The 15,866-nt window shown below is 51.9% G+C and carries 16 protein-coding genes and 1 tRNA gene; all 17 read right to left on the reverse strand.

Annotation, left to right across the window (positions count from 1 at the left end):
- Positions 1–145: 145 nt before the first annotated feature.
- On the reverse strand, positions 146–1,045 hold the full coding sequence (locus AB1483_11110) for a tetrahydrofolate dehydrogenase/cyclohydrolase catalytic domain-containing protein (protein MEW6413002.1): 900 nt from the start codon (positions 1,043–1,045) through the stop codon (positions 146–148).
- 12 nt (positions 1,046–1,057) lie between these two features.
- On the reverse strand, positions 1,058–1,888 hold the full coding sequence (locus AB1483_11115) for a TIGR00282 family metallophosphoesterase (protein ID MEW6413003.1): 831 nt from the start codon (positions 1,886–1,888) through the stop codon (positions 1,058–1,060).
- Positions 1,889–1,999: 111 nt separating this feature from the next.
- Entirely contained in the window at positions 2,000–3,565 is a 1,566-nt protein-coding gene (gene rny, locus AB1483_11120) for a ribonuclease Y (protein MEW6413004.1), read from the reverse strand.
- A gap of 98 nt (positions 3,566–3,663) precedes the next feature.
- Complete coding sequence (locus AB1483_11125) at positions 3,664–3,969, reverse strand: cell division protein ZapA (protein MEW6413005.1); 306 nt, start codon at positions 3,967–3,969, stop codon at positions 3,664–3,666.
- Between the two features lie 87 nt (positions 3,970–4,056).
- Positions 4,057–4,299, reverse strand: a complete 243-nt coding sequence (gene zapB, locus AB1483_11130; GenBank protein MEW6413006.1) for a cell division protein ZapB — start codon at positions 4,297–4,299, stop codon at positions 4,057–4,059.
- A gap of 2 nt (positions 4,300–4,301) precedes the next feature.
- Complete coding sequence (gene pheT / locus AB1483_11135; GenBank protein ID MEW6413007.1) at positions 4,302–6,686, reverse strand: phenylalanine--tRNA ligase subunit beta; 2,385 nt, start codon at positions 6,684–6,686, stop codon at positions 4,302–4,304.
- Positions 6,687–6,689: 3 nt separating this feature from the next.
- Complete coding sequence (pheS, locus tag AB1483_11140) at positions 6,690–7,703, reverse strand: phenylalanine--tRNA ligase subunit alpha (protein ID MEW6413008.1); 1,014 nt, start codon at positions 7,701–7,703, stop codon at positions 6,690–6,692.
- An 18-nt stretch (positions 7,704–7,721) separates the two neighbouring features.
- Positions 7,722–8,072 carry a 50S ribosomal protein L20 gene (gene rplT, locus AB1483_11145; GenBank protein ID MEW6413009.1) on the reverse strand — a complete coding sequence of 117 codons (351 nt, stop codon included), beginning with the start codon at positions 8,070–8,072 and terminating at the stop codon, positions 7,722–7,724.
- 31 nt (positions 8,073–8,103) lie between these two features.
- Positions 8,104–8,301 (reverse strand): 50S ribosomal protein L35, encoded by a 198-nt coding sequence (gene rpmI / locus AB1483_11150; GenBank protein ID MEW6413010.1) that lies wholly within the window; start codon positions 8,299–8,301, stop codon positions 8,104–8,106.
- Positions 8,302–8,322: 21 nt separating this feature from the next.
- Positions 8,323–8,937: a translation initiation factor IF-3 gene (gene infC / locus AB1483_11155; GenBank protein MEW6413011.1), complete on the reverse strand. Its 615-nt coding sequence runs from the start codon at positions 8,935–8,937 to the stop codon at positions 8,323–8,325.
- Positions 8,938–8,973: 36 nt separating this feature from the next.
- A complete protein-coding gene (thrS, locus tag AB1483_11160; protein ID MEW6413012.1) occupies positions 8,974–10,902 on the reverse strand; it encodes a threonine--tRNA ligase in 1,929 nt (642 codons plus the stop codon).
- Positions 10,903–10,975: 73 nt separating this feature from the next.
- Positions 10,976–11,052, reverse strand: a tRNA-Val gene (locus AB1483_11165).
- Between the two features lie 177 nt (positions 11,053–11,229).
- Positions 11,230–12,111 (reverse strand): HDOD domain-containing protein, encoded by an 882-nt coding sequence (locus AB1483_11170; protein MEW6413013.1) that lies wholly within the window; start codon positions 12,109–12,111, stop codon positions 11,230–11,232.
- A gap of 9 nt (positions 12,112–12,120) precedes the next feature.
- Complete coding sequence (locus AB1483_11175) at positions 12,121–12,426, reverse strand: hypothetical protein (protein MEW6413014.1); 306 nt, start codon at positions 12,424–12,426, stop codon at positions 12,121–12,123.
- Positions 12,427–12,510: 84 nt separating this feature from the next.
- On the reverse strand, positions 12,511–12,972 hold the full coding sequence (locus tag AB1483_11180; GenBank protein ID MEW6413015.1) for a hypothetical protein: 462 nt from the start codon (positions 12,970–12,972) through the stop codon (positions 12,511–12,513).
- A gap of 2 nt (positions 12,973–12,974) precedes the next feature.
- The gene (fliS, locus tag AB1483_11185; protein ID MEW6413016.1) at positions 12,975–13,409 is read right to left on the reverse strand and encodes a flagellar export chaperone FliS; all 435 of its coding nucleotides are present in this window, start codon (positions 13,407–13,409) and stop codon (positions 12,975–12,977) included.
- Between the two features lie 21 nt (positions 13,410–13,430).
- The gene (fliD, locus tag AB1483_11190; protein ID MEW6413017.1) at positions 13,431–15,770 is read right to left on the reverse strand and encodes a flagellar filament capping protein FliD; all 2,340 of its coding nucleotides are present in this window, start codon (positions 15,768–15,770) and stop codon (positions 13,431–13,433) included.
- Between the last annotated feature and the right edge of the window lie 96 nt (positions 15,771–15,866).

Consider the following 15,866-nt stretch of genomic DNA (forward strand, 5'->3'; position numbering starts at 1 on the left):
CTGTAATCGTTTGATAATAGACAACTTAAAGGCTTTAATAAAGCCTTGGAGACTCTCTTTTTATACCTGAACTCTCGATAGAAGTTCTTTTGCGGAGGTAAGGTTATGTAAAGCCTTGCAACATTAGCCAAAGCCGTTGCAGGCCTCAAACCGCTTTGCCCAATCTGCGGGCGATATTTTCAGCCGCTGTCACCGTATTAGACATCAGCATCGCAATTGTCATAGGACCAACGCCTCCCGGAACCGGGGTTATAAAAGACGCTCTTTCCAGGCAGGCATCAAAATCAACATCTCCCACCAGCCGATACCCCTTCTCGGCGGTGTCATCATCGACACGGTTCACGCCTACATCGATCACAACCGCGCCCTGCTTGACCATATCGGCCTTGACAATCGCCGGCTTGCCGATCGCGGCTATGAGTATATCGGCCCGGCGCGCGATGGTATCCAGATTCTTTGAGCGGGAGTGAGCCACTGTCACCGTGGCATTGGCCATCCTGCCCTTCTGCATCAGCAATGCGGCGACCGGTTTGCCCACGATATTAGAGCGCCCGATAATCACGACCTCTTTTCCTTCCGGATTGATATCATAATACTCAAGCAACTTAATAATGCCGTGCGGGGTACAGGGCAAAAGCCTTCCTCTGCCGAGCAACATCATGCCGACATTGTAAGGGTGAAACCCGTCGGCATCCTTATCCGGGGAAATTGTCAGCGTCACGGCCAATTCATCAATGTGCGGTGGAAGCGGCGACTGAACCAGAATACCGTGTATTCGATCATCGGCGTTGAGCTCCTTTACAATCTCAACCAACTCCTGTTGGCAAAGTGAAGCCTCCCGACGGATATTCCGAGAGTACATTCCGAGCTTCTCGCAGGCTTTTCCCTTGCTGCTAACATACGTTTCCGACGCCGGATCATCGCCGACCAAAACAGTCGCCAGACCCGGTACAACGCCGGCCTGCTTCAGGGCCGCTATCCGGGGCTTCAACCCCTGCCGAATACTATTGGCAACATCCTTGCCTACAATAAGTTGCGCCGCCATATTTAATGCCTTTTAATCGTCGTCTTCTTCGCTGTTTTTATTACCGAAACTTTTGAGGTCAAAATCTTCTTTAAACCTCGTGATGCTCAGCGCCTCTCCCGTTTCGGCATTGGCTTCTATTACCACACCCGATATCTTGACATCCTCACTTGCCGTCGAGAACCGAATCGGCATACCTGTCAGAAAACGGTCCAGCGATGGCCGCACTTCCATTCCTATTACGGACTCATAAGGACCGGTCATGCCCGCATCGGTGATGTAGGCTGTTCCCCGCTTTGTAATCTTCTCATCAGCCGTCTGCACATGCGTATGGGTACCCACAATCGCCGTCACCAATCCATCAAGATAGTAGCAGAGCGCCTGCTTCTCCGAGGTCGCCTCGGCATGGAAATCTACAAAAATCAAATTGGTTTCTTTGCGAAGGTGCGCCAGTTCTCGGTCGGCAACTTTGAACGGACAGTCAAGGTCCTTCATGTAGGTCCTTCCCATGAGATTCAAGATGCCTATTTTGGTGCCGTTGACAACGTCGAGATACCACCCGCATCCCGGTACTGACTGCGGATAGTTCGCCGGACGAAGCAGTCGGGGTTTGGTCTCGAAGTACTTTAGGATGTCGATTCGATCCCAGATGTGATTTCCGGAAGTTTGCATATCGACACCGTAAGAGAAGACCTTGCGCGACATCTCCGAAGTTATCCCGAAACCTCCCGCGGCGTTCTCGACATTGGCTATCACGTAGTCCGCCGCATATTTTTCTCGAAGCGGTTTTGTCAGATGGGCGGCAGCCTGCCGGCCCGCCTTGCCACAGATGTCGGCGATGAAAAGGATTCTAAACGATGACATTGAAATGTCTTTCTAAGGCGGAGCAGAAAATCGAGCGCCGGTTGTCTCCGCCGATTCAACCGACCAACCGGCCCGGCATCGCCTGCAGACGACACCGGGCTGTCAATATTGCTACTTGGCGTATTCGGTAGCCCGGGTTTCCCTGATAATGGTAACCTTGATTTGCCCCGGATACTGCATTTCTTTTTCAATCTTATCGGCGAGGTCACCGGCCAGAATCGAGCACTGAAGGTCATCCAGCGCCTCATTCTCGACGATAACCCTGATCTCACGGCCAGCCTGAATAGCATAAGCTTTGGCGACACCCTTGAAACTGTCGGCCAGTTCTTCGAGCTGCTGCAGGCGCTTGATGTACGCCTCCAGAGGTTCGCGTCTGGCCCCCGGCCTCGCTCCGGATATGGCATCGGCAGCCTGGACCAGTACCGGATATGGAGAGTTCATCGGAACATCGGCATGATGCGACTCAATGGCGTTAACGACCAGTTCGTTCTCCTTGTAACGCCTTATGAAATCGGCGCCGATGCTGGTGTGCGTACCCTCGGTCTCGCGGTCAATAGCCTTGCCGATATCGTGAAGCAGACCACACCTTTTCGCCATCACGGCATCCAGCTCAAGCTCAGCCGCCATAAGACCAGCCAGTATCGCGACTTCCTTACTGTGCGCCAGGACATTCTGGCCGTATGACGTACGGAAATTAAGTTTTCCCAGCTGATAAACTATATCCGGGTGCAGTCCGTGAACACCAAGCTCAAAGCAGGCCTGCTCACCGGCCTCCCTGACAATGACCTCCATCTCCTTCTGAGACTTCTCGACAACTTCTTCGATTCGCGTGGGATGAATACGGCCATCGGTGATCAATTTCTCCAGCGCCATCCTCGCTATCTCGCGGCGAACCGGATCGTATCCCGAAAGAATCACCGCTTCGGGTGTGTCGTCGACTATGACATCAATCCCCGTAGCCGTCTCGAACGAGCGAATGTTGCGGCCCTCACGGCCAATAATACGGCCCTTCATTTCGTCGCTCGGAAGGTTAACCACCGACACTGTCGACTCCACCGTATGGTCCGCGGCGCAGCGATATATGGATGAAAGGATGATTTCCTTCACTGACTTTTCCGCTTCCTGCTCGGCCTTTTCTTTGATGTCTTTGATGTGGGCGGCGGCCTCCATCTTCGCGGCGCTGATCATGTTGTCCATCAGCTGCTTTTTGGCTTCCTCGGGGGTCATCTGCGCTATCCTCTGAAGCTTCTCGTTTTGAGCCGCCATGATCTCATCGAGTTGCTTCTCACGGAAAGTAATGCCTTTGTCCCGCGCCTGTAAATTGCGGTCTTTATTTATAAGCTCTTTGTCGCGAACCTCAAGATATTCCAGTTTCCTCTGAAGTGATGTTTGCTGTTCGGTCAGCCGTTTCTCGGTACCATCAAGCTCCCGTCGCTTCTGCTCGAACTCGCGCTCGAACTCGGCCTTCAATTTCAGAGCCTCTTCGCGAGCCTCGAGTACCGCCTCTTTTTTCTTGATCTTGGCTTCATTTTCGGCTTCGGCAATTATCCGCTTGGTTTCTTCCCGCGACGCCAGTTTCTCCTTGAGAATACTGCGACGGCCAAGATAGGCGAACAGGAAAAACGAGATAATCCCGACGACCACAGCAATGGCGACAAAAATAATCGCGTCGTTCATGTGTTCCTCCCACCCGATGATGTCATCGGATGTCTCATCTATTATCAAATTATGGAGAAGAAAAGAGCAGACCCTGGGCAGGGTATTTACTCGGAGACCTACGACAACTCTGAAAGAACCTTGTCGAGTCGAGACAACAAGCCATCGAGCCTGGACTCGACCCGCTCACCACTGAGCTGGCCGGTCTCTTTCGCGTCGTGCAACTCGGAGGCAATCGACATCGCCGCTAAAATGGCGACCTTATCTCGCGCTACAACACGGCTGCTCTGCGCCGCCTCTTTCATCTTTGCATCAACGTAACCAGCTATGCGAGATATATAAGTGGCGTCGGTCACTCCCGTGATGGGATAGTCTTCGCCGAATATATTCACGACCACTTTGTTTGACGTTGAAGAATCTGCCATCGGTCTATAAATACTTATCTGCTATTTTCTTATCCTACTAACTTACAACAATTTATGCGAATTATGGCATTTAAGTCAAGAAAAAACTTACTCACTGACACTCTCGAGCTGATCCAGACGGTGCAAAATGCTGGTCAATTTGGTCCGGGCATTCTCCGACTGGTCAGCAGCACTGAGTTTGAGAACGTCAAAATCCTTACGAAGCTGATTTAATTCGCCCGTCAGGCTCTTGTTCTGCTGTTTAAGCGAGCGGTTTTCAACGGTCATAGCCTCCAGCCGCTGAACAACCTTTTCTATTTTTTCCGCCAGAAGGTCAAGTTTATCATTCATTGCTACTTATCCCTGATTAGCGCATTAAAGTTATGCTTTAATGTATTTATAACACTCTGTTGTTGTTCATCAACTTGCTCGCTGGATAAATTACCCGCACGCGAACGATAGATGATCGATATCGCTACCGATTTTTTGCCCTTCTCGATCTGTTTTCCTTTGTACAGATCAAAAATTTCAACAGACTCCGCGATTTCTCCCCCGGCCTGGCGCACAGCGGAGATAAGGTCGGCGGCCCGAACACCCTCATCGACTATAACAGCTATATCACGAGGGGCCGCGGGATAAATAGGAAGTTCCTGATACTGTCTTAGAGTTCCGCTGCGCTTCATCAGAGCCGTAAGAGCCAATTCAAGCAAATAGACCGGCTGCTTTATTTCAAACCGTCCAAGGACCTCGTCGGTTAGCTGTCCGATGATGCCGACCGACTGATTCTCAAAACTTATTTCGTACGAAATTGTTTCCCTGAAGAAACCAAAAGGCTTTGGCTCGAATTTCATTTCGGGCCACCCGAAGTGACTGGCCAGCCGCGAGACCACACCGGACAAATCATAATAATCGAACGGCCGCGGACGATCCCGCCAGGTATGCTCCGTATTGCCCGTGACGGCCGCCACCAATCTGGGCTCTTCCACCCAGTCATCCTCCCCCGTTCCCGGCAGGTATATCTTTCCCACCTCAAACAGGCAGAGATCCAGATTTCGGTGGGATATATTGTGACCGACCACGCTAAGTGTGGTCGGAATCATCGAATTGCGCATGACATTCAAATCTTCCGAAACCGGATTAACGATCCTGACCTGCTCTAGTTCCGGGTTCAGGATTTTCGAGCGCTGGCTGTCGGTCAACCCGTGATTGACCATTTCATCAAAACCGCAGCCGAGCATAATCTTTCGCAATTCGGATCGGAACCTGTCCTCGTAATGCATCGGCGTAAACAGCGGACCGATATTGGTGGTGGCATCCGGCATGTTGTCGTAGCCTTCGATTCGCCCCACCTCTTCAACAAAGTCAATCTCTCGCTCTATATCAGGACGGAAAGTCGGCACGGTAACTCTCATTGGGCTCTCACCATCCACTTTCATCTCCAGATCCGTCAGAATCTGCTTCATCCGTTTGGCGGGAATATCAGCCCCGAGAACATAATTACATCGCTGCGGCCTGAAGGAAATATTGAGCGGCTCGATGCGCCGCGCATAGCAGTCAACCACTCCCGAAAGCACCTTTCCGCCGCAAATCTGCTGAAACAAGTATGCCGCTCTGTCGATAGCATACGGGATACCATTGGGATCCGCCCCTTTTTCGAAACGCGATGACGACTCGGTCACCAGATCAAGTTTTTTTCTGCTGCGTCTTATCGTCGCAGGGTCAAAATAGGCGGCCTCAAGCAGGATATTCGTAGTGTCGTCTTCCACTTCCGAGTTAAGTCCCCCCATGACACCGCCGGCCGCCACGCCCGTTTGCCCATTAGTAATAAGAAGAACCTCCGGAGTCAGCTCATGCTTCTTACCGTCAAGCGTAGTGAACAATTCACCGCTGGCGGCCTTCCTGACCACCACATGGCTGGAACCGAAACGGTCAAGGTCGAACGCATGCAGCGGATGGCCGGTCTCCAGCATAACGAGATTCGTAACATCAACAACGTTCGATATCGGACGTACCCCTGAAAGCAGAAGTCGTTTCCTGACCCACCATGGCGACGGACCGATTTTGACATTGCGGATAACTCTCGCGGCATATCTCGGACACCCGGCCGGATCATCTATGGTCACCTTGACAGCATTGGAGGCCGGCTCGGAAGCTTCGTTTATTTTCACTTCCGGTCGGATTACTTTTGTCGAAGCCAGCGCGGCCAGATCGCGCGCGATACCGATGGCGGACATGGAGTCGCCACGATTCGGCGTTAATTCGAATGTCAGGATATAATCATGAAAGTCAAGGGCCTCTGCCAGCGGAGTTCCCGGGGCAATCTTCGCATCAAGGACCATTATTCCCGAGTGGTCATCGGATATTCCCAGTTCTCTTTCGGAGCAGATCATTGCCGATGATTCCACGCCGCGGATCTTGACCTTTTTGATAACCATGCCGCCGGCGAGCGAGGCTCCTTCCAGCGCGACAGCCACCTTCTGACCAACGGCGACATTCGGGGCGCCACAGATTACGTCCATTTTGCCATTTCCGACATCGACTGTCGCAAGTTGGATCTTATCAGCGCCTTTTACCGGATTGAGCGCCAGCACATCACCCACCACGACTTTGTCCATGTGACGGGCGGCGTGTTCTATGTATTCGCAGGCCGTTCCACACAGGGTGAGACGATGCGCGACATCCTCGACCGGCCAGTCAAGCCCGGTCAATTCCAAAAGCCATTTATAGGAAACCTTCATCTCTTATCCGAATTGTCTCAAAAACCGAACGTCGTTGTTAAAAAACAGACGAATGTCATTAATTTTGTACTTGAGCATCGCGGGGCGCTCGACTCCCATCCCAAAAGCATACCCGGTGTACTTTTCCGGATCGTGACCGGCTTTTTCGAGCACGGCCGGATCGATCATTCCACAGCCCAGAATTTCCAGCCATCCGGAGTGTTTACACACCCGGCAGCCGCTGCCACCGCAAAGGAAACAGGAAATGTCGACCTCGGCCGATGGTTCCGTGAAAGGGAAATACGATGGACGGAATTTGACTTTCAAACCTTCGCCGAAGAACGCATGGCAGAACGCCATCAGGGCGCCCTTCAAATCCGCCATGGTGACGCCCTCGTCAACGAGGAACCCGTCTACCTGGTGAAAGGCCACATGGGACCTTGTGGAAATAGCCTCGTTGCGATAACAGAGACCCGGAGTAATGATCTTGATCGGCGGTTTTTGTCGCTCGAGCACGCGGGCCTGAACGGGTGTGGTGTGCGTCCGGAGCAGTCGGCCGCCCTCGACAAACATCGTATCCTGCATGTCCCGCGCCGGATGATCGGGGCGGAAATTCAAAGCCTCGAAATTGTAGTAATCCGTCTCGACATCGGGGCCCCGCTCGATGGTGAATCCCATGCGATGGAAAATATCGCAGATTTCATCTATTACCTGATTGACTATGTGCGCCGTTCCGAGGCGCGGGGTTGTACCCGGTAGTGTCGGGTCGAAATCACTGACTTTGTCTTCCCGGCCGAAATTCCGCCGGGTGGTCTCGATGATACCCTCGAGTTCTTCACGAACCTTGTTGGCGAGAGCGCCGAGTTTCTTGCGCTCCTCCAAAGACAGGTCCTTCAGGCTCTTCAGGACGGCCGTAACGGCCCCCTTGCGTCCCAGATAGCGGACCTGAATTTCGTTTAGACACTCGAGCGAATCGGCTTTTCTGATTCGCTCGAGTGCTTCCTGCTTTATCTTGGTAATATCATCAAGAAGGGACATAAAAGAGGCACTCCGGCATCAGTTTCCGGCTGCCATCTTTACCAGATTCGAGAATGTAGCCGCATCGCGGGCCGCGATATCGGCAAGCATCTTGCGGTCAAGATTCACGCCGGCCTTCTTGAGACCCGACATGAACATCGAATAGTTCGTCCCATTCATCTGAGCGGCGGCTGAGATACGCGTGATCCACAGCGAGCGGAAAATCCGCTTTTTCGCACGGCGATCCCGATAGGCGTACTTAAGCCCTTTGTTTACGGTCTCGAGAGCAGTCCGATATAACTTCGCTCTTCCGTTATAGTTGCCGCGGGCCTTCTGTAGCACTTTCCGATGGCGCTTATGAGCAGCAACATTATTTTTAGCGCGTGGCATCTGTCTAATTCTCCTTAGTTATCCAACCGTGTTACTGCGACGGCAACATGCGCCGTACTCTTCTAATATCCGCACTCGAAACGAGTGTGGCTTTGCGCAACTGCCTTACCCGCTTGGGACTCATCTTCGTCTGAATATGCGACTTGTAGGCTTTGTTCCGCTTGAATTTCCCGGTGGCCGTCTTTCTGAATCTCTTGGCGGCGCCCCGCAATGTTTTAATCTTCGGCATTAAATCATATCCTCAAATTGGTTATTGTTCTTCTTCTACCTCAACTTCAATATCCGTATCGGCAGCCTCATCCTGGTGTTTGACTTTCTCGTCTTCGACAATCTTGGCCGCCTTCTCTTTTTTCATCTGTTTAAGAACTTCCGGCTTCGGCCCCAGAACCATGGTCATAGTCCGACCCTCAAGTTTCGGCTCGACTTCGATCAAAGCCAGGTCCTTAAGTTCCTCGGCGACTCTATCCAACACTTTGCGACCGAATTCAATGTGCGCCATCTCACGGCCCCGAAACATCACAAAAACCTTGACCTTGCTGCCCTGTTCGAGGAACTCTCGAACATGTTTGGTTTTGAAGTCAAAATCGTGCTGGTCAATCTTGGGCCGATACCGCATCTCCTTGAGCTGAAAGGAGTGCTGCTTCTTCTTCGCCAACCGGTCCTTTTTTGACAACTCGTACTTGAATTTGCCATAATCGAGTATCCGGCAGACCGGCGGACGGCTGTTCGGCGCAACCTCTACCAAATCAAGCCCATTTTCGCGGGCCCGTTCGAGCGCCTGGTCGGTAGGAACAATGCCCAACTGGTCACCGTCAGGGCCAATCAACCTGACCGGCGAGATCCTTATCTGGCCATTGATCCGCAAGTTCTTACTGCTTATGAATTCCTCCTATATCAGAAACTACTTCGCTGTCAATCCCTTGCTTTTGATTTCTTCTTCAAGGTAATCAATCGCCTGGTTTAATGTCTTGGTCCCGGTGTCACCCACGCCATGTTTGCGAACGGAGACTGTGCCGGCCTCTCGTTCCTTGGCGCCGACAATAAACATGTACGGAACCTTATACAACTCGGCGTCGCGTATCTTGGCCCCTACCTTTTCCGAGCGATCATCAAGCACAGCCCGAATATTGCGCTCCTTCAAGGCCCCGACAACTTCCGACGCATAGTCGTTTATGCTGTCCGTGATAGGCAACACCTTGACCTGCATCGGAGCCAGCCAGAGAGGGAAATTCCCGGCATAATGCTCCAGAAGCACGCCAAAAAAGCGCTCGATCGCGCCCAAAAGCGCCCGGTGAATCATAAACGGACGCTTCTGATGCCCATCCGAGTCAATATAATAGAGATCGAATCGTTCAGGCAAGGAAAAATCAAACTGTATCGTCGAACACTGCCAGCTGCGACCCATGGCATCTTTTATCTTTATGTCTATTTTTGGTCCATAAAATGCCCCACCGCCCTCATCGACATCGTATTTCAGCTTCGCCTTCTCCAGCGTCGCCCTCAGCCCTGCCTCCGCCCGTCGCCAGTCTTCCTCTTTGCCGATCGCTTTCGCCGGCATAGTCGAAAGATAGATGTCATACTCGGTGAAACCGAATGACCTGAGTATGTGCAAGCAGAAGTCCAGAAGCCAATCCAGCTCCTGCTCCATTTTCTCCTGGGCCACAAAATGGTGAGCGTCATCCTGCGTAAAGCCCCTGACCCGCATCAATCCGTGAAGAACTCCCCCCCGCTCATACCGGTAAACCGTGCCCAACTCGGCCCATCTCAGCGGAAGATCGCGATAGGACCACAACCGGGTCTTGTACATGCTGATATGGAACGGGCAGTTCATCGGCTTGAGCTGGTACTTTTTACCCTCTACGTCGATCGGACCGTACATGTCATCAGAATAAAAGCCGGTGTGTCCACTGCGATGCCATAATTCCAGATCGGCGATATGAGGCGAATAGACCAGGTCATAACCGTACTTAAAATGCTCCTCACGCCAGAAATTCTCTATCTCGTTTCTGACTCTGGCGCCCTTTGGCAGCCAGAGAACCAGCCCGGCGCCGACATCATCGTTTATAGAGTACAACTCGAGCTGCTTGCCCAAAAGCCGATGGTCGCGCTTCTTTGCGTCTTCCAATCGGGTCAGGTAATCGTCAAGCATCGCTTTCTTCGGATACGATACGCCGTAAATCCGCTGAAGCATCGTGCGCTTCTCGTCTCCGCGCCAGTAGGCCCCCGACGACGAGATGAGCTTGAAGGCCTTTATAATGCCGGTACTCGGAATATGCGGTCCGCGGCAGAGGTCTTCGAATCTCGAATGGTAATAGAAACTGACCTCGTCACCCTCAAGATCCTCCAGCAACTCAACCTTGTAAGTGGCTCCCTTGTCCCGGTAATAATCTATGGCCTCGCCGCGCTTTTTCACCTCGCGCCTGAACGGAGCGTCTTCTTTTATGATCTCGCTCATTCTCTCTTCGATTTTTTCGAGGTCTTCGGGCGAGAACGGCTTGGATACTTCAAAATCGTAATACCAGCCCTCGGCAATCGGCGGACCAATCGCCAGCTTCGCCTGGGGGAACAACTCGAGCACTGCCTGAGCCATGATGTGCGAGCTGGAATGCCAGAACACCTGCCGGCCTTCCGGATGATCGAAAGTCAGAATCTCAACCGGAGCGTCCTTCGGAATCGGCGTGCTGAGGTCGGTCACGAAGCCGTCAACCTTGACAGCAATCGCCTCTTTGGCCAGCTTCGGCGAGATAGCCTTTGCTATCTCCATGCCGGTCGTGCCTGACTCAAAACCGCGAATGGAACCATCGGGAAGTTGTATATTTACCTGGGCCATAATTCTTTCTTATATACAATACTAAAAGCGGGTTACAGTAGTTTGTAACCCACCGAGCAACCGGTGTTGAAAATGGTGGGCGATACTGGAATCGAACCAGTGACCCCTTGCATGTCAAGCAAGTACTCTAACCATCTGAGCTAATCGCCCGTTCCAAATACCAAGCAAACTGCTAAAAATCCTGAAAGCAGTCAATTATTATAAACTTCAGCCTAAAAATGTCAAGAGTTATTATCGCGGGCGGTCAAATAAAATTCATTGGACTTCAACAGGTTACGTTGCAGCCCCCCGATGCGGAACATCGGCCGTCCCCCTCTGCGGCCGCTCTTACAAACCGGCTATTTGCATGAAAGTCTCGGCCTTGGCGTACTCCGCTTTCAGCTCCGAGTCAAAATTAAGTAAATCGTCGTCGTTCACAGCCATATACGCCATCACGCTGCGGTCGGGTTCGGCGATAAGATGCTGTTCTTCTTCTTCGTAGAATGCCCGCTTTGAGATATAATCCGCAAGGTATACGATATAGGTAATGGGGTCCTTTTTCTCTTCGAGTTGCGGGTGGTGATGAAGCGTAATCGCTTCAACCAGCTTATGGGGAATTTTCCACTGTGTCCCCAGAAACCCGCCAACCTGGCTGTGAGTAAAACCGAACAGCCTTTCTTCGATTTCGAAATCCTCGGAATTTGTATCGGCTTCACGTTCGGCCTTGTATCGTTTCCACTCATCCGGCAGGAAACAGCAAATGACCATCTTGCCCACATCGTGAAGCAGTCCGGCCGAAAAAGCCGAGTCCGGATCGACCATACCGCGCGACCGAAGTCTCCGGGCCAGCAAACGGCAGCAAAACGCCGTGGAAAGCGAGTGACGCCAGTACTTTTCCTGGTATTCTTCGTCTATATTCTTTCCCTTGAACATATCGAGCACCGAAGCAGAAAGCACCAGATTTTTTATCGCCTCAAAGCCGACTATTACTACGGCCTGCTTGACCGACTCAATTTCTCTCGCCAGCCCGTAAAAGGCGGAGTTTGTCAGCCTGAGCACCTTCACCGACATCGCCGGATCCTCAGCGAGAATGTTGGCGACCTTTTCGGCGCTGACACCCGGATCATTAATCACCTTCTGGATCTGGTGAAACACGATCGGCGGCGTGGGCAGATTTCTGATGTTCGAGACTACTCTTTTGATTTTATTGTCTATCTCAGCAGTTATCATACCTGACCGTTATCTATAGAATTTATTGATATTTTCCAGCATTTCGTCAAGCAGCCTGTCGACCATGATCTCTTTCACTAACTGCTGGTCATAAAACCCGGAGTCGATACGATCGCGGATTTCCTGGAGCCTGTCAATCTCCCGGTTGTTGTCTTCCATCTTTTCGTTAGCGGTCGCCTTGTCTGCTGTACACTTCTCTTTTCCGAGCGCTTCGGAATTCGCGCCGACATTTTCTGCCGGTCTTGTGCTCCTTTCGGGCCGCTGGCCCGAACCCTCGATGACGGCATTGCCGTCGTTAATCGGTCCTATTTGCATCTCTACACCTTCCTTACTTCCTATATACCGGTGTCTCCGGCAATCGCGGCGTTTACGCCCCGACCCGGGTATACGCTGATTTATTCAATTCTTACTGTCGACGAACTGCGCCGAAGGTGCTTCATTCTGGATATATTGCAGTATCTTGTGGCTGTTTTTCAATTCGCCGAGCTCCGTTCTCAGACGGTCGTGTCTTGACCTGACGTATTCCTCGTTCTCTTCTACCAAAGCCGAGCTCTTTTTGATCAGAGTGACAATACCGTTGACTATCTTGCGCACATCGGGAGCGATCACCGCCAGCTTGAACAGTTTCGGATGTTTGGTCTTGATGGCTTCGAGCTTCTCTTCCGACTTCTTAATGCGCATATGACAGCGCTCGATTTCAGCGAACAGGTCGAGAAGTTTCCCATCGTTCTCGAACTTGATGAAATCGCGCTGCTTGTCCAGCATCACATAAAGCGCCTGGTAAAAGGAATATTCCTCTTTGAGTATCGCTACCAGCTCCTTCTCGAGCTGACTGATAGCGTTTTGATTCGTTTGTTCCATAATCAAGCCAGAGTGACAAGGTCGAGTGAAGCCTGCTGCTGTGCCTTGTCCTCCGGTTCTTTCTGGCCGCTCTGCTGCTGTTTGAGACCCAGCCAGCCTTGCCGAAGATTATTCAGTACACTTATGTTATCGTCAATCAGCTTCAAATCTTTCGTGCCCTCAATCACGTTTGTCTGATTTATCACAAACGCGTACAGCTTACCAAGTTGTTCGGCGATCTCGCCGCCCTTTTCGTTGTCAAGAGTAGTGTACAGATGAGTGACAAATCGCTTTGCCCGCTCGAGTTGTTCGAAACCCTTGTTGCTTTCATTCTCCCGGTAGGCCCTGGAGGCCGCCTTGAAAGCCGAAATAGCGCCGTCATAAACAAGCAGGATCAAATCCAGTTGCGATTTGCCCATGATCTCGGACTTCTGATAAGCGTTAACGTTGTTTGACATAGATGTTCCTATACGTGGATGTTAGTCTTTATTGAGAGCTTTCCAATTCGCGTTAATGGCATCTAATTGCTGCGTGAGATAGCTCGACTCCGAATTCAACAGGCCCAGCGCCTCTTCCATAGCGTAAAACTGCTGGTATAGCGTCTGACGGCGGTACTCCAGGCGCTCATCAATATCAGCCACCTGCTCCACGAGCGTATCAATCTGGCTCTGGTAGGCCTTAATGCGCCGGTCGATGACACCGTCGCCCGACGCCGTCACGCTGTCCACATAGTCATACATGCGGGCCGCGACACCTTTGGTGATCGTAATAGTCCCCTCGGCGCCGCTCACCAGTTGCCCGGCCTCAAGCGTCACCTTTATCTTCAATCCTTCTGTGGTCGCGTTACCTTCCACTCCTTCGAGAAATTGACCTTTCCCCTCGGCCTCTTCGCCGTTAATGGTCCCGGCAACATCCAGACCTTCATGCGAAACACCGGTCGCCAGCCCCAGCAGGGTGTAGGCTGAGTTGGTCTGCGATGTAATCATCTCGATCTTGCTGCCCGTACCATAGGTAGAGCTTTCGAAATTCAGATAGCCGGTGGTCGCGCCCGTCTCAATCCACTCTACCGTCATCCCGCGATTGCCAATCTTCGAATCAGCATCTATCTGATTCTGAATCTCACGGGCCAGTTCCGCACCGGAGGTATAAGTCCTGGCCGCCAGAATCAACTCGTTCGAAGTCAGCCCATCCACCTTGACGCGCAGACGATTGTTGGTATTGCTGAGAGTAATACCGGAGGTCGACGGACTGGTAATACCACCGCCCTGAAATCTTCCGTGGGTCGCCACCTGGGTGATGTCAACCTCCAGCGCCTCGCCAATCTTTGTCTTCGAAGTCGACGACACGAATTCTATAAATGAACTCGATGAATCACCCGCGCTGGCGAACAGGCTGATAACATCGTCCAGATTGTTGCGAAGAGCGTTTTCCAGCTTCGAGGAATCACTGAGATACAACGTACCGTCGCCGTTGGTCCTTATGCCTATGGTCCGAAGCTGATTGTATTCCCCCTCGATACCGTCAATGACGGCGCTGATATTGCTACTGAGGGAATTCTGAAGACCCCACACCGTGAAATCGCCGAAAAGTATCCCCGCATCCTCGGAGTCTTCAGTATAGGAATTCTGCTCGTTAATATACTTAATAATGGCGTTGTATTTCGATATAAACGACTCGACCTGCTGCCTGACGCCCGTCGTGTCGAGGTCGGTGTTCACCGTCACACTCTCCCCCGGCTCGGTTTCGCGGGACACAGTCAAAGATAATCCGCCGATAAGATCATCGAATGAATTGGTATCCGACGTTACAACGATAGGCGAACCGCTGCCGCCGCTCGAACCAAGGGTTATCCTTGCATCCGAAGCTTCCTGGAGAAGCGGTGAGAAGGTACTGACCTGAAACTGATCACCGGCGGTCAGTGTGCCGGAAGAAAAATTCAGCGTAAGACCATCGGACCCATCCCCCACCAGCAACACCTCGGCATCGGCCTGGGTGACAATTATCGCTCCCGAATTGGTGCCATCGGTCCAGTTGAGAGTGATATTATCGCTGCCAATAGTCTGCGTCCCTGTACCACCCACCGTAAAGGTGTACACCTTGTTCTCGGAGCCGGTGAAAGCCGCCGTGCTCCCGAGTGATATCTGCGACGATGAGGATGAGTTCATCAGGACCGCTTCGGGAGAATCGAACGAGGAATTATTGAAATCGAGACCCTGCCCACCGGCCAGATCCGAGGTCACCGTAAAGCGGTTGGCCGCTCCCGGCTTGTCCGATGTCAAAATCATGCGATAGGAATTCGAATCGGAACCGTCATTTATAATCGATGCCGTGACGCCTATCTTGGCGTCATTAATAGCATTTTTGATACCTAATAGAGAATTGTTCGATGAATCAATGGTAACTGTCCGGGTTGCCCCGCTTCCCACCTGTATGCTTATCGTGCCGGTGCCAAAGGCCGAAATGGAATCGCTGGAAATGCCCTGGCTGGCCAACTGCTGGTTGCGCGCCAGGGATAACACCCGTACATCATAAGAACCACTGCTCACCCGACCATCGGTAGTCGCTGTCAACACGCTTTCGTCGGAAACACTTACCGACGACTGCTCGAACGTGCTGGTCTTTTTGAGTTTGCTCAGCTCTGTGCTCAGAGCCAGAAATTTTGCCTGAAGCGACTGGAAAGCAGAGATCACGGCCTGTTTTTGGACCTGCTCGTTTTCGAGCAAGTAGGCATTCTGCCGTTCGATTTCTATTATGCTGTTTATTAAGGTATCGTAATCGAGTCCGGAGTTTATTCCGGTTATGGAGACGGTGCCCGCCATATCAACTCCTGTAAAACTCAGACATCAATGTCATCTCATCAGAACATCTGCTGTTTATCTCCCCGGGGGAAGCGGTCGGCTTCCCCCGGAGTATTT

Source organism: Candidatus Zixiibacteriota bacterium (assembly GCA_040756055.1).
Lineage (GTDB): Bacteria > Zixibacteria > MSB-5A5 > GN15 > FEB-12.